Below are 20147 nucleotides of genomic sequence, written 5' to 3' on the forward strand. Positions count from 1 at the left end.
AGCTGCAATCCGCGCCGACGCTGCAGCTGAAGGACGTGCATCCGGGCATCGCGCCGGACTGGTGGCCGCCTGCGCCTGGCTGGTGGCTGTTGCTCGGCATCGTGCTGTTGCTCGCGCTCTGGCTGGGGCGTTGGTGGCTGCGCCGGCAGCGTCATCGCCGTGAACTCGCCCGCTATTTCGATGAGGCGGTGGCGCGGGCGGCATCGCCGCCGGCGCAGGTCGCGGCGATGTCCGAGTTGCTGCGACGCGCAGCGAGGCGCATCGATCCACAGGCGGATCGCCTGCAGGGCGATGCGTGGCTGGCCTTTCTCGACGCCGGGCTGAAGCCGCCTGCATTCCTGCATGGGCCGGGCGCGCTGCTGGTGGATGGCGCGTTCCGGCCCGCCGTCGATCCGGCTGCGGTGGAAGCGCTGCGCGTGGTCGCACGTCGGCGTTACCTGCGGTGGATGCATCGCGCATGACGGCGCTGCGCGAACTGGTGGGGATCGACGGCTTCGCCTGGCCGTGGCTGCTGCTGGCAGTGGTAGTGCCGTGGCTGCTGCAGCTGCTGCCGCCATTGCGCACCGGTGACGGCGAGGCCGCGCTGCGGGTGCCGTGGCGGCGCCTGCGTGAAGTGGCCGAAGGCGGCGATGGCCGGCCGCAGGCGCGCGGGTTCCCGTGGCTGCGGTGGCTGGCCTGGTGCCTGCTGTGCGTGGCAGCCGCGCGCCCGCAGCAGCTGGGCCCGCCGGTGGCGCCGCCGCAGGCCGGCCGCGAACTGATGCTGGCGGTGGACCTGTCGGCCAGCATGGGCGAGGAGGACATGGAGCTGGGTGGCCGCATCGTCGATCGCCTCACCGCCGCGAAGGCGGTACTGGCCGATTTCCTTGATCGCCGCGCCGGCGACCGCGTCGGCCTGATCGTGTTCGGCGACCTAGCCTATGCGCTGACCCCGCTGACGCCGGACCGCGAGAGCGTGCGCCAGCAGCTCGATGGCACCGTGGTCGGCTTGGCCGGTCGGGCCACCGCATTGGGCGATGCGATCGCACTGGCCACCAAGCGTTTGCGGCAGCGCGATGCGGACGCGTCGACGCGCGATCGCGTGCTGATCCTGTTGACCGACGGGGTCAATACCGCCGGCTTGCTGGAACCCGAGCGCGCCGCGCAGATCGCCCGCGACGCCGATGTGCGCATCCATGCCATCGCGTTCGGCGGCGCCGGCGCCGCGGTGTCAGTGTTCGGCTTCCAGCTGCCGCTGGGCGGTGGCGATGAAGTCGACGAAGCCGGTCTGGCAAAGATCGCCCAACTGACCGGCGGCCGCTTCTTTCGCGCCCGCGCGGTGGACGAGCTGGCCGGCATCTATGCCGAGATCGACCGGCTGGAGCCGGTACAGCGGGCCGGTCAGGTAGTGCGACCGCGCATCGAACGCTATCCGCTGCCGCTGGGGTTGGCGTTGGGCCTTGGCGCGCTGGTGCTGCTGGCGCGGAGGCGCGCTGCATGAGCGGGATCTGGACTGCGTTGGCGCAACTGCATTTCCTGCGGCCGTGGTGGCTGCTGGCGCTGCTGCTGGTGCCGCTGCTGGCCTGGCGGCTGCGCGCCCGGGCGCGCCAACGCTCCGGATGGCGTCAGGCGGTGGATGCGCACCTGCTGCCTCACCTGCTGGAACCGGGTGCACCTGCGACGGGCCGCGCGTGGGCGCGGCGGTTGGCCGTGCTGGGGCTGGTGCTGGCACTGCTGGCGTTGGCCGGGCCCAGCTTCCGCAAGCAGGCGCAGCCGCTGTGGCAAAGCCGGCAGCCGCTGGTGGTGGCGCTGGATCTTTCCCGCGCCGCGCTTGCCCGCGACCTGCCGCCGACCCGCCTGGCGCAGGCGCGCGCCAAGCTGGCCAGCCTGCTGCGCGAGCGCGCTGGCGGGCAGGTCGCGCTGGTGGTGTTCGCCGACGACGCCTATACCGTCGCGCCACTCACCGATGATGCCGGCAACGTTGCCCTGTTCCTCGACGCGCTGGCGCCGGACGTGATGCCGGCCGACGGTCAGCGCATCGATCGCGCCATCGCCTGGTCGCAGCGCCTGCTGCAGCAGGCCGGCTTCCCGCGTGGCGACATCCTGCTGCTGACCGATCACGCGGATGCTGCCACCATCGCGGCGGCGGCCAAGGCCGCTGCAGCCGGCTATCGGGTGTCGGCGCTTGGACTGGGCACGGCGCAGGGCGGCGTGTTCGAGACCCCGGGCGGGCTGGCGCAGGCGCGGCTGGATGCGCCGTCGCTGCGCGCGCTGGCGACCAGCGGTGGTGGCGGCTACCGCGCGCTGGCGGCGGACGATTCGGACCTGCGCGCGCTGGGCGTGCTGGAGCCGCGGCAGGCGGATGGCGCCGCGGCGCGCGGCGCCGCTGTGGCGCAATGGCAGGACGATGGCGCATGGCTGCTGCCGTTGGCGCTGATCTGCTTCCTGCCGCTGTTCCGCCGCGGCAGCGTGCTGGTACTGCTGCTGGCCGGTGCACTGTGGCTGCAACCACCGCCGGCACGCGCGCAGGACGCGGATGTCCGCACCGGCACGCTCTGGCAGCGCGCCGACCAGCTTGCGCACGCACGGCTGCAGGCGGGGATCGCCGCCTACAAGGCCAAGGATTACCCGCGCGCCATCGAGGAATTTTCCGGCCTCACCGGCGCCGATGCCCAGTACAACCTCGGCAACGCGCTGGCCCAGGCCGGGCGCTACGACGAAGCGCTGGCGGCCTACGGGCGCGCGCTGCGTGAGCGGCCGGACATGGCCGATGCCAGTTACAACCGCGCGCAGGTGGAAGCAGCGCGCCGGCAGCAGCAACAGCAGCAACAGCAACAGCAGCAACAGCAACAGCAACAGCAACAGCAACAGCAACAGCAAGGTCAAAAGCAGCAGCAAAACGGACAGCAAAGCGCGGAGCAGCCCGCATCGCCCGACGGCCGGCAGGATCAGCAGCCCGGGCAGCAGGGCGCGCAGCAGTCGCCGGGTGGGCAGCCCCGGGCGCCCGACGCGCAGGCGGATGGACGCGAACAGGCGCAGGCCGACGCGGCGCAGCGCCAGCGCATGCAGGAGGCGCTGCGCAAGCAGCAGGGCCAGCGCGGCAAACCGCAGGGAGAAGCGTCGGGGCCGGCGCGGGAAACGCCGGCACAGCGCGAGCGCCGGTTGGCCAACGAGGCGTGGCTGCAGCGTGTGCCGGATGATCCCGGCGCGCTGCTGCGCGCCCGTTTCCAGCTGGAAGCGCGGCGCCGGCGCGAAGGTGGCGGGCCATGATCCGGCTGATCGCCCGCGCGCTGCCGTTCCTGCTGGCACTGGTTGCGCTGCCGGCGTCCGCGCAGACGCGGGCGTGGCTGGATCGCGCTGAAATCACCTATGGCGAAACCGTGGCGCTGAACATCAGCACCGACCAGCCGGTGGCGGAGATCGACTACGCCCCGCTGCGGGCGCAGTTCGACATCGGCGGGCAGAGCGTGCGTCGCAGCTATGCGCTGGTGAACGGGCAGGCGCGGCGCACGTCGGTGTTCTCGGTCGGCCTGCGTCCGCGCGCGCCTGGCCTGGCCAGCGTGCCGGTACTGCGGGTCGGCAACGCCAGCACCGCGCCGTTGCGGCTGGTGGTGCTGGAGCCTGCGGTGCAGCAGGCCAGCGCGGATGCCGACGTGTTCGTGGAAACCAGCGTCGATGCGCTGCAGCCCTATGTGCAGCAGGCGGTGGGCGTGACCGTGCGGCTGAACTACGCGGTTCCGCTGCTGTCCGGCCAGCTGGAGCTGGATCCGCCGGCGCGCGCCAGCCTGCAGCGGGTGGGCGAGGACATCACCTACGAGCGGTTGCTGGGCGGGCGCCGCTACAGCGTGGTGGAGCGGCGCTTCCTGCTGATTCCCGAACGCAGCGGTCCGCTGTTACTGGCCGGCGCGCGTCTGAACGGCATCACCGGCGGCGGCTTCAGTGGCCCGATGTTCGATGACGACCGCCGGCCGCTGTCGGCGGCGGCACCGGACACCCGGCTGCAGGTGCGGCCGATCCCCGACAATGCGCCGCAGCCGTGGCTGCCGCTGCGCCAGCTGGCGCTGCGCTACCTGCAGGCGCCGACGCAGGCGTTCGCCGGGCAGGCGGCAGCGATCGAACTGGAGCTGGTGGCCGATGGCGCCACCGCGGCGCAGGTGCCGGTGTTGGAGCTTGGTGCCGTAGCGGATGCGCAGGTGTTCGCGGACCCGCCGCGGGTGGAGGAGCAGTTCGTCGACGGCCGTCCGCGCACCACCGTGCGGCGGCGGTTTTCGCTGGTGCCGTCAAAGCCGGGCCTGTTGCCGCTGCCGGGGCCACGGATCCGCTGGTGGGATGCCGGGAGCGGCAGCGCGCGCATCGCCACGCTGCCGCCGCTGCAGCTGCAGGTGGCAGCTGGGGCGCACGCCGCCGGCGCGGAAGCGCCGCCCACGCGTGCCGAGGAGGGGGCGACCGTGGAGGCGCCGAAGGATGCGACATCGCGTCCGGCAGGCGCGTCGCCACATTCGCTGGATTGGAAGCGGGCTCTGGCCTGGTTGCTGCCGCTGCTGTTGCTGCTGGGGGCGCTTGCGGCGCTTGCGGTGAATGCCGCCCGGCGTCGGCGTGCGCGCATCCCTGCAGGCACTTCGCCTCCATCCCGTGGCCCAGCCGTCGCGCCGCCGCCGTCACTCGATGCCGCGCTGCGCTCGGGCGACTTCGGCGACATCCGCCGCGCACTGGCGGCGCAGGCCGGGTTGCAGCGGGACGATTTCGACACGCTGCTGGCGCGGCTGGACGATGGGACCCAGGTGGAAGCGTTGCGGCGGATGCAGGCAGCGCGCTGGGGCGGCGGCGACCTGCACGCCGCACTGCAGGCTTTGCGCGCCGCGTTTGCGGGCGGCGCACACTGGCGGCCGACGAAGCAGGGCGCGCAATCCCTGCTCCCGCCGCTGTATCCGGACTGAGCCGGCGCGTTTGCTAAGCTCGCCCCCTCGATGGGGGACCACACGATGGCGAAAGCGGCGACCGGCAAACTGCAGCTGCACTGGAAGATGCTGATCGGCTTCATCGCCGGCCTGTCGCTGGGGCTGGTGGCGCACTACGCTTCCGGGGCGGATGCGGGCTGGGTGCAGTGGTTGACCGCCAACATCACCCAGCCGGCAGGCACGCTGTTCCTGCGGCTGATCTTCATGCTGATCATCCCGCTGCTGTTCTCGGCGCTGATCATGGGCGTTGCCGAAATGGGCGACGTGCGCTCACTGGGGCGGGTGGGTTGGAAGACGCTGGGCTACACCGTGATCGCGTCCGGCCTGGCGGTGGTGCTGGGGCTGGTGCTGGTCAATTGGCTGCAGCCGGGCGCCGGCATCGACCGCGCGGCGGCGGACGCGATGCTGGCGCAGGGCGCCGACCGCGCGCAGGCCATCGTCGGCGGCGTGGGCACGCAGGCGAAGGGCGTGGACCTGCTGCTGGGCATCGTCCCGGACAACGTGGTCAAGGCCGCTGCGGAAAACACGATCCTCGCGGTGATGTTCTTCGCGCTGATGCTGGGCATCGGCCTGGTGCTGACCCGCAGCAAGGCCACCGAGGTGCTGCTGCAGGGCATCCAGGGCCTGTTCGAAGTGTCGATGACCCTGATCGGACTGGTCATCCGGCTGGCGCCGTACGCGGTGTTCTGCTTCATGTTCAACCTGGCCGCGCTGTTCGGCTGGGACCTGCTGCGCTCGCTCGGCGCCTATGTCGGCGTGGTGGTGCTGGCGCTGGCGCTGCACATGTTGGTGGTGTATTCGCTGATGCTGAAGTTCCTCGGCGGCTGGTCGCCGTTGAAGTTCTTCCGCGGCTCGCAGGAAGCGATGGTGATGGCGTTCTCCACCGCCTCCAGCAATGCCACCCTGCCGGTGGCGCTGCAGGTGGCGGAAGAGAAGCTGCGCCTGCCGCGCAAGGTGTCGCGCTTCGTCCTGACCGTGGGCGCCACCGCCAACCAGAACGGCACCGCGCTGTTCGAAGGCGTGACGGTGCTGTTCCTGGCGCAGTTCTTCGGCGTCGACCTCAGCCTGCAGCAGCAGGTGACGGTGATGTTCGTCTGCATCCTCGGCGGTATCGGCACCGCCGGCGTGCCGGCCGGCTCGCTGCCGGTGGTGGCGCTGATCTGCGGGATGGTGGGCGTGCCGCCGGAAGGCATCGGCCTGATCCTCGGCGTGGATCGCTTCCTCGACATGTGTCGCACCACCCTGAACGTCACCGGCGACCTGATGCTGGCGGCGGTGGTGTCGAAGGGCGAGGCCGAGGAAATCCCCGCCAATCCGATGGATTGAGCCCGGCGCGGGCGCGATTTCCGTTTCCGGGCGGCGGGATGGGACAATAGGCGTTCCCTCCGCTTCGCCCCACGCCATGACTGCGCCCAGCCGCCGCGACCTCGCCAACGCCATTCGTTTCCTCGCCATCGACGCGGTGCAGGCCGCCAACTCCGGCCACCCGGGCATGCCGATGGGCATGGCCGACATCGCCGAAGTGGTCTGGAACGACTACCTGAAGTGCAACCCGGCCAACCCGGGCTGGGCCGACCGCGACCGCTTCGTGCTGTCCAACGGCCACGGTTCGATGCTGCAGTACGCGCTGCTGCACCTGGCTGGCTATGACCTGCCGATCGACGAGCTGAAGCGCTTCCGCCAGCTGGGCAGCCGCACCCCGGGCCACCCGGAGAACCACGTCACTCCCGGTGTCGAGACCACCACCGGCCCGCTGGGCCAGGGCCTGGCCAACGCGGTCGGCTTCGCGCTGGCGGAGAAGCTGCTGGCGCAGCGCTTCAACCGCGACGGCCACGCCATCGTCGACCACCGCACCTGGGTGTTCCTGGGCGACGGCTGCCTGATGGAAGGCATCAGCCACGAGGCCGCCTCGCTGGCCGGCACCTGGGGCCTGGGCAAGCTGGTCGCGTTCTGGGACGACAACCAAATCAGTATCGACGGCAATACCGACGGCTGGTTCACCGACGACACGCCGAAGCGTTTCGAGGCCTATGGCTGGAACGTGATCCGCGGCGTCGACGGGCATGACGCGGTGGAGATCAAGACCGCGATCGAGACCGCGCTGAAGTCGTCGGACAAGCCGACCCTGATCTGCTGCCGCACCACGATTGGTTTTGGCTCGCCCGCGAAGGCAGGCAAGGAATCCAGCCACGGCGCACCGCTGGGCAAGGACGAAGTGCAGGCCACCCGCGAAGCGCTGGGCTGGCCGCATGCGCCGTTCGAGATTCCGCAGGACATCTACGCCGGCTGGCGCGGTCGCGACCGCGCCGCCACTGAAGCCGATTGGAACACCCGTTTCGCCGCCTACAAGGCCGCGCATCCGGAAGCCGCCGCCGAGTTCGAGCGCCGCCTGTCCGGTGCGCTGCCGGCCGGTTTCGAGGCCGCGGCCGATGCCTTCATTGCACGGCTGCAGCAGGACGGCCCGGTGATCGCCAGCCGCAAGGCCTCGCAGAACGCCATCGAAGCGTTCGCGCCGCTGCTGCCGGAGCTGGTGGGCGGCTCGGCCGACCTCGCCCATTCCAACCTGACCCTGTGGAAGGGCAGCAAGTCGGTGGCCGGCAACGACCCGGACGCCAACTACGTGTACTACGGCGTGCGCGAGTTCGGCATGACCGCCATCGGCAACGGCCTGGCCCTGCACGGCGGCTTCATTCCCTACGACGCCACCTTCCTGGTGTTCAGCGACTACGCCCGCAACGCGGTGCGCATGAGTGCGCTGATGGACGTGCGCGCGATCCACGTCTACACCCACGACTCCATCGGCCTGGGCGAGGACGGCCCCACCCACCAGCCGGTGGAACACATGGCCTCGCTGCGCCAGATCCCCAACAACGACGTCTGGCGTCCCTGCGACGCGGTGGAATCGGCGGTGGCTTGGAAGGCGGCCATCGCCCGCGCCAATGGGCCGTCCTGCCTGGTGTTCAGCCGCCAGAACCTGCCGCACCAGGCGCGCACTGACGCGCAGCTGGCCGACATCGCCCGCGGCGGCTACGTGCTGAAGGACAGCGTGGGCGCGCCGGAGCTCATCCTGATCGCCACCGGCAGCGAGGTCGGGCTGGCCATGCAGGCGGCGGAGAAGCTGGGCGACAAGGTGCGCGTGGTGTCAATGCCGTCCACCGACGTGTTCGAGCGCCAGGATGCGGCCTATCGCGAGGCGGTGCTGCCGAAGGCCTGTCGCAAGCGGGTGGCGGTGGAGGCCGGCGTGACCGGTTTCTGGCGCCAGTACGTGGGCCTGGACGGCGCGGTGGTGGGCATCGACAGCTTCGGCGCCAGCGCCCCGGCCGATGCGCTGTTCCCGCACTTCGGGATTACCGTCGAACGTTTGATCGAAGTCAGCAACGCGCTCTGAAATCGCGCGTAGCCTTGCCCTTGCGATGATCCTGCGTTCCCGCCATTTCCGGCACTGGATGGCCCGCCTTGCACTGGCGGCCATCCTGCTGGTGTCGCTGATGCCGACCGTCAGCCGTTGGCTGGAAAGCAACGCGCAGCGGCTGCCGGACATGGTGCTGGCGATGTGCACCAGTGACGGCATGGCGTTTACGAAGACGAGCCTGCTGGCCGACAGCGGCGGCACGCCGGCGCCGATGCCGGCCGGCGGCATGCCCGACGAATACTGCGGTTACTGCCCGCTGCTGTCCGCGCTGGCGCCGGTGTTGCTGGCGCTGGCGTTGTTCCTGCCGCCGCTGCGCCGTCGCCTGCTGCCGGCGTCGACATTGCCCACCCCGCATGCGCCACCGCTGCTGCGCGGCCTGGGCGCGCGAGGGCCACCGATCCTGCTCTGAACCACAAGCGTTCCACCTGGCGGAATCCCGCCTCCCCACTTGTGCTTTGGAGCCAACATGAATCCCCTTCGTTCCGCGACGGCCGCGCCGTCGCGCCGCGTGCTTGCCTGCGCGCTTGCCGCCGTGCTGTTCCCCGTCTCCGCCCTCGCCGCCGATGGCGAGGAAGCGGCAAAAACCCTCGACCGCGTGGTGGTCATCGGCATGCAGACCCAGCCGCTGACCTTCGAAACCGATCCCAAGCTGCCGCGCCAGCCGGTGCCGGCCAGCGACGGCGCCGATTACCTCAAGACCATTCCCGGCTTCACCGCGCTGCGCAACGGCGGTACCAACGGCGACCCGGTGCTGCGCGGCATGTTCGGTTCGCGCCTGAACCTGCTGACCAATGCCGGCAGCATGCATGGCGCCTGTCCTTCGCGGATGGACAATGCGATGTCCTACGTCGCCCCCGAAACCTTCGATTCCCTGGTGGTGGTGAAAGGCCCGCAGACCGTGCAATGGGGGCCGGTGGGCTCGGCCGGCACGGTCCGCTTCGAGCGCGACACGCCGCGCTTCGAGCAGCGCGAGCTGCGCGCGCAGGGCAGCCTGCTCGGCGGCAGCTTCGGCCGCAACGACCAGGTGCTGGAGCTGCTGGCCGGCGCCCCGCGCGGCTACGTGCGGCTGGATGCCAACCGTTCGGAAGCGCGCGACTACGACGACGGCGATGGTGCGCGGGTGCTGTCGGCCTGGCACAAATGGAATGCCGATTTGGCGCTGGGCTGGACGCCCGATGCCGACACCCTGCTGGAGCTCTCCGTCGGCGCCGGTGACGCGTGGGCGCGCTATGCCGGCCGCGGCATGGACGGCTCGCAGTTCCGCCGCGACAGCCTCGGCCTGCGCTTCGAAAAGGCCTTCGCCGGCACGCTGCGCAAGGTGGAGGCCAATGCCTACCGCAACGCCGCCGATCACGTGATGGACAACTACAGCCTGCGCACGCCCAACCCGGGGGGAAGCATGCCGATGCCGATGGGTTCCAACGTCGAGCGCACCACCAGCGGTGGGCGGGTCGCGCTGGAATGGGGCTGGCAGGCGTTCTCGCTGGTCGCCGGCCTTGATGCCCAGCGCAGCGACCACCGCCGCCGCAATGCCATGGGCCGCGATGCCTGGCGCGCGCAGCCGTGGACCAACGATGCCGGCTTCCGCCAGCAGGGGCTGTTCGCGGAAGGCACATGGGCGCTGGCCGACGCGCGGCGGGTGGTGGCGGGTGCGCGCGTGGATCACGCCGAAGCGACCGACAGCCGTGCCACCGTCGGCACCCCGGCCATGGCCAATCCCAGCTTCGGCCAGACCCGCAGCGAAACCCTGCCGGCAGGCTTCCTCCGCTTTGAACGCGACATCGTCGGCAGCGGCTTCGGCTGGTTCGCGGGCGTGGGCCATACCCAGCGCATGCCCGACTACTGGGAGCTGTTCTCGCCCACCCGCGGGCCGATGGGCAGCGTCAACGCCTTCGTCGGCGTGCAGCCGGAAAAGACCACCCAGCTCGATGCCGGCCTGCAGTGGCGCGGCGCGCGCGGCGGCGCGTGGGTGTCCGGGTACCTCGGGCGGGTCGATGACTTCATCCTGTTCCGCTACATGAGCGGCGGCATGATGGGCAGCACCTCGATGGCGACCAATGTCGATGCGCGCATTCACGGTGCGGAAGCCGGCGGCGAGTTCCGCCCCGGCAAGGACTGGACGCTGGGCGGCAGCGTGGCCTGGGCCTGGGGCGAAAACGCCGATGCCCGCACCGCGCTGCCGCAGATGACGCCGCTGGAGGGCCGCTTCACTGCCGCCTGGGACAACGGCCGCTGGAACGCCGGCGTGCTGCTGCGGGCGGTGGCCGCGCAGACCCGCGTGGCGGCAAGCCAGGGCAATGTCACCGGCCGCGACCTCGGCTCCAGCAAGGGCTTCGCAACGCTGGCGCTCAATGGTGGCTATCGTGTCAGCGAGCGGGTGCAGGTGTCCGCGGGCGTCGACAACCTGTTCGATCGCCGCTACAGCGAGCACCTGAACCTGGCCGGCAACGCCGACTTCGGCTACCCGGCGATGCCGGTGCGGATCAACGAGCCGGGGCGCAATCTTTGGCTGAAACTCAACTTCTCGCTGTGATCCGTGTGCCGCGCGTGGCCGGTCAATCCCGCTATGCGCGGCATCGGGCGAAACCGATATCGAGGTGCAAGCAATGAAGCAATGGACGGGTTGGATCGTGGCGCTCTGCCTGCTGGCGAGCGGCGCCGTGGCCGGTAACGGAAAGGTGCGTGTGCGCGAAGCGTGGACGCGCGCGGTGCCGGCGGTGGCACCGGTGGCGGGCGGATTCCTGACCGTGGTCAACGACGGCGATGTCGATGACCGTCTGCTGCGGGTGGAAAGCGATATCGCGCAGCGGGTGGAACTCCACCAGATGCGCAACGACGGCGGCGTGATGCGGATGCGGGCGCTGCCCGAGGGCGTGGTCGTGCCGGCGTACGGCAGGCTAGAGCTCAAGCCCGGTGGCTACCACCTCATGCTCATCAAGCCGCGGCGCGCGCTGGTGGAAGGCGGCCACTTCGACGCCACGCTGGTGTTCCAGCGGGCCGGGCGGGTGCCGGCCAGGTTCGAGGTGCGCGCGATGGGCGCGGGCGGGAGCTGACCCGCGGCAGGCGTCCCATTCGGGCGCCTTTCCGGCCGCAGGCCCTGTCCGCTCGCGGTCACGGGGGCGGTGCCGGCAGACTGGGTGCGCGTGTTTTTCGCACCCGCTTGACACGAAAATTTACATCTGTAATCTGAAATAAAGATTACGGGTGTAAACAATGCAGATCAGCGAAGCCGAGTCGGTGGTGATGGACATCCTGTGGGCACGCAGCCCGCTGGGTGCGGACGAGGTGGCCGCGGCGCTGGCCGACCGCCGCGACTGGCAGGACGCCACCATCAAGACCCTGCTCAACCGCCTGCTCAACAAGGGCGCGATCCGGGCCGAGAAAGACGGCCGCCGCTACCTGTACTCGCCGAAGATCCGTCGGGAAGACTGGGTGACGGCGGAAAGCCGCGGCCTGCTGGAGCGGCTGTTCGATGGCCGGGTGGCGCCGCTGGTCGCGCACTTTTCCGCGCATCGGAAGCTGAGCAAGAAGGACGTGGCCGAGCTGCGCAAGCTGCTGGAGGAGATCGACGATGGCGAGCAATGAACTGCTGCAGGGTTTGATCGAGGCGACCTTGGCCGGCAGCGCCGCCGCGGTGCTGGTGCTGGCGCTGCGCCGGCCGATGCGTGCCGCGTTCGGGGCACAGGTCGCCTACGCACTGTGGCTGCTGCCGGCGCTGGCGATGCTGGCAACGCTGCTGCCCGCCGCAACGGTGGTGGCGGCGCGTCTGCCGGTGGCGCCGGCACTGGTGCTCCCGGCAGGCGCCGCAATGGCGGCTGCGCCCGTGCCGCACGACATCGACATCGCAGCGGGGTTGCTGGTGCTGTGGGTGGTCGGTGCGCTGGTCGGCGCAGGCTGGCTGTGGCGTGCACAGGTGGCCTTCCGCCGCGGGCTCGGCGCGCTGCTGCCGCATGGCGATGCGCTGCGCGCGCAGGCCGCGAGCGCGGGCCTGCCGGCCACGCTGGGCCTGTGGCGCCCGCGGATCGTGCTGCCGGCCGATTTCGAGGAACGCTTCGATCCGGCACAACGTGCGCTGGTGCTGGCCCACGAGCGCCGCCACGTCGCCCGCCTTGATCCCTGGGCCAACGCTGCCGCCGCGCTGCTGCGCTGCCTGTTCTGGTTCAACCCGCTGTTCCACCTGGCCGCCGCGCGCATGCGCCACGACCAGGAACTGGCCTGCGATGCCGACGTGCTCGCGGCCAATCCCCGGCAGCGTCGCCGCTACGGCGACGCCCTGCTCAACGTCCAGCTCGCGCTGCAGAGCGCCCCACTGGGCTGCCACTTCGGCTTCGGCCACCCGCTCAAGGAGAGGATCATGCTGCTGAATCGAGAACGGCCCACGTCGCGGATGCGACGTGCAGGGGTGGCGCTGCTGGCATTGGCAGCGGGGGCAACCGCATGGAGCGCATGGGCCACGCAACCGCCGCGGACGCAGGTAGCGGCGGCAGCCGGAGACTTCACCGTCGAGGTCGAATACAGCCGCGATGCGGGCACGCCTGTCCGGTCGGTGCTGGCCAAGCGGTTCGGTGAATCGTTCGCCCTGCCGGGCGGCGCGGGTGGCAACGACAAGGCGATCACCGCCCGCGTGCAGCCGGTTCGCCTGCAGGGCGGACTGGGCTACGACATCGCGATGCAGATCGAACAGGGGGGTAAGCCGGTCGCGGCACCGCGGATGGTGGTGCGCGATGGCCAGCCGGCCAGCATGCGTCAGGGGCAGGAGGTGGGCGGGCGTTTCCGCGGCATGGACTTGCGCATGCGGGTTGCTGCGCGTGATCCGCAGTCTGCGCTGCAGGGCGCACGGACATTGCCGCCGCCACCGCCGCCCGCCGCGCCGGCCGCGCCGGCCGCGCCTCCCGCACCTCCGGCCCCGCCGCGGATGGCCGTGCCGCCGCCGCCCGCCGCACCAGCGCCACCCCCGCTGCCTAAGCCGGCGATTGCAGCCCTGCAATCCGGCAGCGTGGATCAGGCGTCGCGGGCGCTGCATCCGCCGCGCTATCCGGCACAGGCACTGCAGGAGGGCAAGACCGGCGTGACCGTGCTGGTGGTGGACATCGACGCCCGCGGAGCTGTCACCGCTACGAAGGTCGAACGGTCGTCCGGCGATGCGCGGCTTGATGTTGCCGCGCAGGAGGCTGCGGCGAAGTGGCGGTTCAATCCGGCCAAGAAGAGGGGCCAGCCGATAGTCAGCAAGGTGCGGGTGCCGGTAGAGTTCGCGCTCGACGCACCGGCGCAGCAGGCGGGTTGAGATGCCTGCCGGGATCCAGGTGGTGGGACGCGTGGCCGTCGTGGGGTTGCTGAGCACGCTCGCCGGCTGCGCCTCGCAACCACCCGCGCCGCAGCCGCGCGAAGGCTATGCCGCCGACGGCGCGGTCAGCGCGGAAATCGTGGAGACCGACAACGCGGACGCGCGCTACCAGCCGGTAGCCGGCAGCAACTACCTAGATCCGTTGCCGTTGCGCGATAACGCCAAGCCGGAATATCCGCCGGCGTTGCTCGGCCAGCGTCTGCCGCCAGTGACGGTGGTGGTGCGGCTGATCGTGGACGGCGCCGGCAAGGTGGCCGATGCGCGGGTCATCGAAAACGCCGGCGGTGCGCCGGCGTTCGGGGAGGCTGTGCTGGTGGCGGTGCGCGGCTGGTCGTTCCATCCGCTGAAGCGCGTCACCGGCAGGGTAGTGGAACCCCTGCCGTTCACCCAGGATTACCGCTTCGTGTTCCGCCAGATCAACGGTCGTGCGGTGGTCGAACTGGGCGGCTGACGCCGTGTGGTCAGGGCGAGGGCGCCTGTGCGCCCAGCGCCTGGTTCAGCAGTTGCGCCAGCCGCTTGCCGGCCAGTTGCACCCGCGCTTCGGCCAGCGGGCGGAACCTGTCCAGGTAGATGTGATCCATCTTGTGCTGGTCCTCGCCAGGATACAGGCCGTGCGCGTCGATCAGCCGGCAGGAAGCGCCTGCCCACTCCTGCAGCACGCCGGCGCCGGGAAGCGGCGCCGCGGGCGGGTTGGCCTTGCTGTCCAGCGCGTCGGCGTAGTCGCGCAGCGCAAGGCCGCGGCTGGCCAGGATGTAGTAGTCCCACACCGAGTGCAGATTGGTGCCCATCACGCCGTCGACGTAGCTCTTGCGCGCGTATGCCTCGGGCTCGAGCGGCGTGCGCAGGCTGACCTGGAAGCGGTTGCCGCCGCTGTCGGGGCGGTTGCCGGCGTGCATCGGCTGGTGTTCGTCGCCGACCAGGTGGACCACGAACTTCAGCGCATCGCGGCGGGCGTCGAGCGGCTGCTTGCGGTCGGCGAGGATGGCCAGCTGCCGGTCCAGCGCGCCGACGACGCAGTCGCCATCCGGGCAGTCACGGGTCAGGTCGAAATCGCAGCCCCCGCCCTTGGCGTTGATGTAGTGCCAGCGCGACGTCGCCTTGAAGCGTTCGGGGTCGGTATTGCGCAGCTCGTCGGCCCAGGAAGCGATGCCGGCGAGGGTGGGCGCCGGCTCACCGGCCAGCAGGCGGGCGACTTCGGCCTGCGCCTTCGGGTCGAGGTGGCGCTGTGCCAGCTCGCCGACCAGGGCGTGGCCCAGCGGCGCCCAGGCGAGCGCGGTGGAAGTGGTGCCCAGGCAGAGCAGGGCGGCGGCAAGCAGGGGACGGAAACGGAGTCGAATGGCCATGCCGGGGAGGATACCCCGGCATGGTTTCCACCGGATGACCGGATCAGAATGAGAACACGTAGGCGACGCCGTACACCGACGGATCGATGTTGACGGTATTGCGCGTGCCCAGCTTCGCGCCGTTCAGCTTGACCTTGGTGTCGATGTCGATGGTGCGGTAGTCCACGCGCAGCGCGCCCTTCTCGCTGATCCTGAAGTCGACGCCGATGTGGCCGGCCAGGCCCCACGAGTCGGACAGGTCCAGGTTGGTGCCAGCGATCGGCCCTTCGGTCTTGGTGCTGAAGAAGGTGGTGTAGTTCACCCCGATGCCCACGAAGGGACGCACCTTGCCCTGGCCGAAGTGGTACTGCAGCGACACGGTGGGGGGCAGGTGCTTGGTGGAACCGACTTTGCCCACGCCCACCACGTCGATGTCGTGCTGGAACGGCAGCGCGGCCAGCACCTCCACGCCCAGGTTGTCCTTCAGGAAATACTCGGCGGTGACGGTCGGGCGGGCGTTGTTGCCCACGTCCATCTTGAGGTTGCCGAGCGGGGTGGCGGTCAGGGTGCCGTTATTGGATTTGGGGGCGACGTTGTGGGCGCCGATGCCGACCGTCCAGGTGCCGGCGGACTGTGCGAAAGCGGGGGTGGCGGCCAAGGCCAGGGCGCTGGCAAGGACAAGGCGGGACAGCTGCATGGAGGAATTTCCTGTGTGGGAGAGGGGGTGTTTCAGCTGAAACAGATGATCCGCCCGTGCATCCGCGCCGGTATTGATCGGGATCAAATCGGCCGCGGCGGGTGCGTCGGGGCGATCCGGTAGAATGTGGGTTTGCCCATCCGTCAGGAGTCTCGTTCCATGGCCATCAAGGTCGGCATCAACGGTTTCGGTCGCATCGGGCGCTGCGTGTTCCGCGCGGCGGTGCAGAACTTCGGCGACGACATCGAGATCGTCGGCATCAACGACCTGCTGGAGCCGGATTACCTGGCTTACATGCTCCGCTACGACTCCGTGCACGGCCGCTTCGACGGCGACGTGAAGGTCGAGAACGGCCAGCTGGTGGTGAACGGCAGGACCATCCGCCTGACCGCCGAGCGCGATCCGGCCAACCTGAAGTGGGACGCTGTCGGCGCTGACGTGGTGCTGGAATCCACCGGCCTGTTCCTCACCGACGAAACCGCGCGCAAGCACATCGCCGCCGGTGCGAAGAAGGTGCTGATGTCGGCGCCGTCGAAGGACGCCACCCCGATGTTCGTGTACGGCGTGAATCACGCCAAGTACGCCGGCGAGGAAGTGATCTCCAACGCCTCCTGCACCACCAACTGCCTGGCGCCGGTGGCGAAGGTGCTGCACGACAAGTGGGGCATCAAGCGCGGCCTGATGACCACCGTGCACGCCGCCACCGCCACCCAGAAGACCGTCGATGGCCCGTCCAACAAGGACTGGCGCGGCGGCCGCGGCATCCTCGAGAACATCATTCCCTCCAGCACCGGCGCGGCCAAGGCGGTCGGCGTGGTGATCCCGGAACTCAACAAGAAGCTCACCGGCATGAGCTTCCGCGTGCCCACCAGCGACGTGTCCGTGGTCGACCTGACCGTGGAGCTGGAGAAGCCCGCCACCTACGCCGAGATCTGCGCGGAAATGAAGGCGCAGAGCATCGGTGCGCTCAAGGGCATCCTCGGCTACACCGAGGACAAGGTGGTCGCCACCGACTTCCGCGGCGACGCGCGCACCAGCATCTTCGACGCCGATGCCGGCATCGCGCTGGACGACACCTTCGTCAAGCTGGTCAGCTGGTACGACAACGAATGGGGCTACTCGAACAAGTGCCTCGAGATGGTCAAGGTGATGGCCGGCAAGTAAGCCGCCACCGCCCGCCTACGCCGGAAAGCCCCGCCCTGTGCGGGGCTTTTTCTTTCTTACTCGCCGGTCGCGGAGCGGATCAGCAGCTTGAGCTTGTCCGGTATGCCGTCCCACTTGTTGGCGTCAGGCAGGGCCGGCTTCTTCACCGCGAGCACCGGCCACTGCGTGGCCAGTTCGGCGTTGATGGCGAGGAAGGGTTCCTGCCCCGCCGGCACATCGTCCTCCGCATAGATCGCGCCGACCGGGCATTCGTCCACGCACAGGGTGCAGTCGATGCAGCTTTCCGGGTCGATGACGAGGAAATTCGGGCCCTCGTGGAAACAGTCGACCGGGCACACCTCGACGCAATCGGTGTGCTTGCAGTTGATGCAGTTCTCGGTGACGACGTGGGTCATGGGCGCGACGCGGGTCTTCCAGTGTGGTGCGCGCATGGCGGAACGGGCCATGACCCAGGTCAAGACGCGGTGACCAGCCGGCGCGATAATCGAAGGCCCGCCCAGGAGCTCCAACCGCCATGCCGCAACCGGCCGCAGCGCCCGCCCCGGAACAGGCAATCCCCGGTTTCGAGCAGATCGAGGCGCTGGTGGACCGCTTCTACGATCGCATCCAGATCCATCCGGAACTGGGCCCGGTGTTCAATGCCGCGGTCCAGGACTGGCCGGAACACAAGCGCCTGCTGACTTCGTTCTGGACCTCGGTGATCCTGCGCGCGGGCACCTATCGCGGCAATCCGATGGCCGCCCACCACGGCCAGCCCATCACCACCGCCCACTTCGTGCAGTGGCTGGCGCTGTGGCGCGAAACCGCCGACGAGCTGCTAGCGCCTGCGCAGGCCGAGCTGGTGCACGAGTACGCCAGCCGCATCGGGCGCAGCCTCCGCTATGGTCTGGGATTGCCGGAGCCCGGTGATGCGCGGATTCCGCTGGGGCCGCGCACGCCGTTGCTGCGCGGTGGCTGAGTGCGGCCGTTCGGAAGGTCAGGCGTAGAACATCAGCTTCGCCAGCCCCACGATCCCCACCATCAGGGTCAGCACCACGCGGTGGGTATGCCGGAACCGGCAGGGGTCCATTCGGCCCGTGAGGCCGGCGCGCACGGCGCCGATGAAGACGGCCAGCACGCCGAAGGCCAGCACCACCTTCAGCAGCAGCAACCAGCCCCAGCCGAACTGCGGACGGATGCAGGTGAAACCGTTGCAGCGGATGTCGAAGAGGGCAAAGCCGCTGACGAACAGCAGAACGACGAAGATCGGCATGAGGCGGCGCGCGCGCGCCATCACCGCCTGTTCGATCCGCGCCATCACTGCGTGGTCGAAGTTGCGATGGAGCGACTCCAGCACCAGCACCTCGAAGCATACGGCGCCCACGAACACGATCGCGCAGGACAGGTGCAGCAGCAGGATCAGCGGATACCACGATGCCATGGCGCGAACTTACGCCGTGCACGCCGGACAGTCCGTGATCCGGGTCAAGACGACGACGCGCCGGCTGCGGATGCTGTGGTAGAAACCGGAGGATGAGCGAGACCCCGCCGCCCCCGGCCTGGAGCCTGCGCAAGCGTCTGGCCAGAGGACTGGTGCTGACCGCGATGCTGCCGATGGTGCTGTTCGCAGCAATCCTGCTGGTGAGCGAGTGGCAGCGCAACCGCGACGAGCTGATGCGGCGGCTGGATGCGAACGCGACCCTCAATGCCGCGGTGGTCGACGACTTCCTCGACAGTCAGCTGGCCGGCGTGCGCCTGCTGGCCAACCAGATGGGCGACGATCCCGGCCTGGGGGGCGAGGCGCTGGAGCGGCTGCTGCACACCTACCCCTCGATGCTGCGCGCCCATCTGGTGGATGCCCGCGGGGACGTTGTGGCCGTCCGCGATGCGCGCGGCCGCGTATTGCCGCAGCTGGCCGGGTTGGTGGCTGGGGAAGCCTGGTTCCAGTCCATGCGCAACGGATCGGACGCTGCCGTCTCCGGTGTCTATCGGCGCAGCGCCTACGGCACGGAGGAGGTGGTCGGCGTCGCCGCGCCGCTCCTGCGTGACGGTCGCTTTGCCGGTGCCCTGCAGGCGGAGATTCCGGTGCAGACCTTCACCCGCCTGACGGCGGAAAGCCTGGGCCGCCGTGGATTGGCGATGCTCCTGCTGGATGCCGACAACCGGGTTGTGCATGCGGGCCCGGAGCTGCGTTGGATCCCCCTGGCCGAGGCGGGGGCCGATGGCCTGGCGCTGCAACGCAATGCCATCACGCCGGGACGCGGAGCGCGGATCCTGCGCATGGATGGTTTGCTGCGCGACGGCGGCACCGCTTATGTCGAGGCGGTGGCCATGCGCAATGGCTGGACCCTGGTCCTGGTGGCCTCGCGCAGCCACCTGCTGGTGCCGCTGCTGCCGCGCCTGCTGTTGCTTGCGGCGCTGCTGGCGGTGAGTGTTGCAGGCGTGGCCTGGGCGCTGTGGTTGCAGCGCCGCCTGCTGGGCCGGAGCATCGGCTACCTGCTGGGCAGTCTGCGCGGGTATGCGCTGGGCGGCAGGATGGTGTCGGCCCGGAACGACGCCATCCCGGAAGAGCTGCGGCCGCTGGCCGACGGCATCGGCGAGCTGGGCGCGCGCATGAACGCGGCGTTCGACGATCTGCAGACGGCGTTGGAGGAGCGCGAGCACGAGATCGCCGCGCGCACCGCTTCGCTGCGCGAAGCGGTCTCCGAGCTCGACCGCCTCAGCCGCACCGACGCGATGACCGGCTGCCTCAACTACCGCGGTTTCACCGAGACCGGCGAGCTGCTGTTCCGCGAGGCGCGTGCGAGCGGCCGTTCGCTGTCCGTGCTCGCGCTCGATATCGACCATTTCAAGCGCTACAACGACCTCTACGGCCATGCCGAGGGAGACGGTGCGTTGCGCCGCTTTGCCGGCGCGGTGCGCAGCGCGCTGCTGCATGCCGATGACGTGCTGGCGCGTCCGGGTGGCGAGGAGTTCACCGTGTTCCTGCCGGCCACCGACCACGCGCAGGCGCTGCAGGTGGGCGCGCGCGTCTGCCAGCGGGTGCGTGATGCCGACATCGCGCACCTGGGTTCGCCCAAGGGGCGGCTGACCGCCAGCGTCGGAGTGGCGACGCTGCAGCCGGGCGATGCCGACCTGGAAGACATGCTGCGTCGCGCCGACGCTGCGCTGTACCGGGTCAAGGCGGCCGGGCGCGACGGCGTGAGTGCCTGAGCGCACGCCCCGCTGACGCGGTGCGTGTGGCGGGCTGCCGTCGCCGGTATCCTGCCGGCGGGGCCAGCGGCATTGGCAAGGG

The 20147-nt window shown here is 70.1% G+C and carries 19 protein-coding genes; 15 read left to right on the top strand and 4 right to left on the bottom strand.

Annotated features, from left to right (window positions below):
• Nucleotides 1-2 precede the first annotated feature (2 nt).
• The 12 genes from ICG51_RS09545 to ICG51_RS09600 all read left to right on the top strand — a co-directional run bounded on the left by ICG51_RS09545 (nucleotide 3) and on the right by ICG51_RS09600 (nucleotide 14141).
• A complete protein-coding gene (locus ICG51_RS09545; protein ID WP_190282437.1) occupies nucleotides 3-461 on the top strand; it encodes a DUF4381 domain-containing protein in 459 nt (152 codons plus the stop codon).
• Nucleotides 458-1477 carry a VWA domain-containing protein gene (locus tag ICG51_RS09550; protein ID WP_190280142.1) on the top strand — a complete coding sequence of 340 codons (1020 nt, stop codon included), beginning with the start codon at nucleotides 458-460 and terminating at the stop codon, nucleotides 1475-1477. The genes ICG51_RS09545 and ICG51_RS09550 overlap by 4 nt, the downstream gene beginning before the upstream one ends.
• The gene (locus ICG51_RS09555; protein WP_190280143.1) at nucleotides 1474-3246 is read left to right on the top strand and encodes a VWA domain-containing protein; all 1773 of its coding nucleotides are present in this window, start codon (nucleotides 1474-1476) and stop codon (nucleotides 3244-3246) included. The genes ICG51_RS09550 and ICG51_RS09555 overlap by 4 nt, the downstream gene beginning before the upstream one ends.
• Complete coding sequence (locus ICG51_RS09560) at nucleotides 3243-4913, top strand: BatD family protein (protein WP_190280144.1); 1671 nt, start codon at nucleotides 3243-3245, stop codon at nucleotides 4911-4913. Before ICG51_RS09555 ends, ICG51_RS09560 begins: the two co-directional genes overlap by 4 nt.
• Before the next feature lie 45 nt (nucleotides 4914-4958).
• On the top strand, nucleotides 4959-6260 hold the full coding sequence (locus ICG51_RS09565) for a dicarboxylate/amino acid:cation symporter (RefSeq protein ID WP_223809425.1): 1302 nt from the start codon (nucleotides 4959-4961) through the stop codon (nucleotides 6258-6260).
• Between the two features lie 76 nt (nucleotides 6261-6336).
• Nucleotides 6337-8322: a transketolase gene (gene tkt / locus ICG51_RS09570; protein ID WP_190280146.1), complete on the top strand. Its 1986-nt coding sequence runs from the start codon at nucleotides 6337-6339 to the stop codon at nucleotides 8320-8322.
• Nucleotides 8323-8347: 25 nt separating this feature from the next.
• Nucleotides 8348-8755, top strand: a complete 408-nt coding sequence (locus ICG51_RS09575; protein WP_190280147.1) for a DUF2946 family protein — start codon at nucleotides 8348-8350, stop codon at nucleotides 8753-8755.
• Between the two features lie 57 nt (nucleotides 8756-8812).
• The gene (locus ICG51_RS09580) at nucleotides 8813-10879 is read left to right on the top strand and encodes a TonB-dependent copper receptor (protein WP_190280148.1); all 2067 of its coding nucleotides are present in this window, start codon (nucleotides 8813-8815) and stop codon (nucleotides 10877-10879) included.
• A 73-nt stretch (nucleotides 10880-10952) separates the two neighbouring features.
• The gene (locus ICG51_RS09585; protein ID WP_190280149.1) at nucleotides 10953-11399 is read left to right on the top strand and encodes a copper chaperone PCu(A)C; all 447 of its coding nucleotides are present in this window, start codon (nucleotides 10953-10955) and stop codon (nucleotides 11397-11399) included.
• Between the two features lie 160 nt (nucleotides 11400-11559).
• The gene (locus ICG51_RS09590) at nucleotides 11560-11931 is read left to right on the top strand and encodes a BlaI/MecI/CopY family transcriptional regulator (protein WP_190280150.1); all 372 of its coding nucleotides are present in this window, start codon (nucleotides 11560-11562) and stop codon (nucleotides 11929-11931) included.
• Nucleotides 11918-13630, top strand: a complete 1713-nt coding sequence (locus tag ICG51_RS09595; RefSeq protein WP_190280151.1) for a TonB family protein — start codon at nucleotides 11918-11920, stop codon at nucleotides 13628-13630. Before ICG51_RS09590 ends, ICG51_RS09595 begins: the two co-directional genes overlap by 14 nt.
• A 1-nt stretch (nucleotide 13631) precedes the next feature.
• Nucleotides 13632-14141 (top strand): energy transducer TonB, encoded by a 510-nt coding sequence (locus ICG51_RS09600; RefSeq protein ID WP_190280152.1) that lies wholly within the window; start codon nucleotides 13632-13634, stop codon nucleotides 14139-14141.
• A 10-nt stretch (nucleotides 14142-14151) separates the two neighbouring features.
• Here the strand turns inward: ICG51_RS09600 and ICG51_RS09605 are convergent, their stop codons facing one another.
• Nucleotides 14152-15033: a S1/P1 nuclease gene (locus tag ICG51_RS09605; RefSeq protein ID WP_190280153.1), complete on the bottom strand. Its 882-nt coding sequence runs from the start codon at nucleotides 15031-15033 to the stop codon at nucleotides 14152-14154.
• Nucleotides 15034-15076: 43 nt separating this feature from the next.
• Nucleotides 15077-15709 carry an OmpW family outer membrane protein gene (locus ICG51_RS09610; RefSeq protein ID WP_190280154.1) on the bottom strand — a complete coding sequence of 211 codons (633 nt, stop codon included), beginning with the start codon at nucleotides 15707-15709 and terminating at the stop codon, nucleotides 15077-15079.
• Nucleotides 15710-15868: 159 nt separating this feature from the next.
• Between ICG51_RS09610 and gap the strand changes: the two genes are divergently transcribed.
• The gene (gene gap, locus ICG51_RS09615; protein ID WP_190280155.1) at nucleotides 15869-16873 is read left to right on the top strand and encodes a type I glyceraldehyde-3-phosphate dehydrogenase; all 1005 of its coding nucleotides are present in this window, start codon (nucleotides 15869-15871) and stop codon (nucleotides 16871-16873) included.
• A gap of 56 nt (nucleotides 16874-16929) precedes the next feature.
• On the opposite strand, the gene fdxA is transcribed toward gap, so the two are convergent.
• Nucleotides 16930-17268, bottom strand: coding sequence for a ferredoxin FdxA (fdxA, locus tag ICG51_RS09620; RefSeq protein WP_190282438.1), 339 nt, complete (start codon nucleotides 17266-17268; stop codon nucleotides 16930-16932).
• 119 nt (nucleotides 17269-17387) lie between these two features.
• On the opposite strand from fdxA, the gene ICG51_RS09625 reads away from it, so the two are divergent.
• The gene (locus ICG51_RS09625) at nucleotides 17388-17831 is read left to right on the top strand and encodes a group III truncated hemoglobin (RefSeq protein WP_190280156.1); all 444 of its coding nucleotides are present in this window, start codon (nucleotides 17388-17390) and stop codon (nucleotides 17829-17831) included.
• 18 nt (nucleotides 17832-17849) lie between these two features.
• Here the strand turns inward: ICG51_RS09625 and ICG51_RS09630 are convergent, their stop codons facing one another.
• Nucleotides 17850-18293 (bottom strand): hypothetical protein, encoded by a 444-nt coding sequence (locus tag ICG51_RS09630; RefSeq protein WP_190280157.1) that lies wholly within the window; start codon nucleotides 18291-18293, stop codon nucleotides 17850-17852.
• A gap of 92 nt (nucleotides 18294-18385) precedes the next feature.
• Here ICG51_RS09630 and ICG51_RS09635 point away from each other — a divergent pair, with 92 nt between their 5' ends.
• Nucleotides 18386-20065 (top strand): sensor domain-containing diguanylate cyclase, encoded by a 1680-nt coding sequence (locus tag ICG51_RS09635; protein ID WP_190280158.1) that lies wholly within the window; start codon nucleotides 18386-18388, stop codon nucleotides 20063-20065.
• Nucleotides 20066-20147: the final 82 nt, after the last annotated feature.

This window comes from Thermomonas sp. XSG, from assembly GCF_014678725.1.
Lineage (GTDB): Bacteria > Pseudomonadota > Gammaproteobacteria > Xanthomonadales > Xanthomonadaceae > Thermomonas.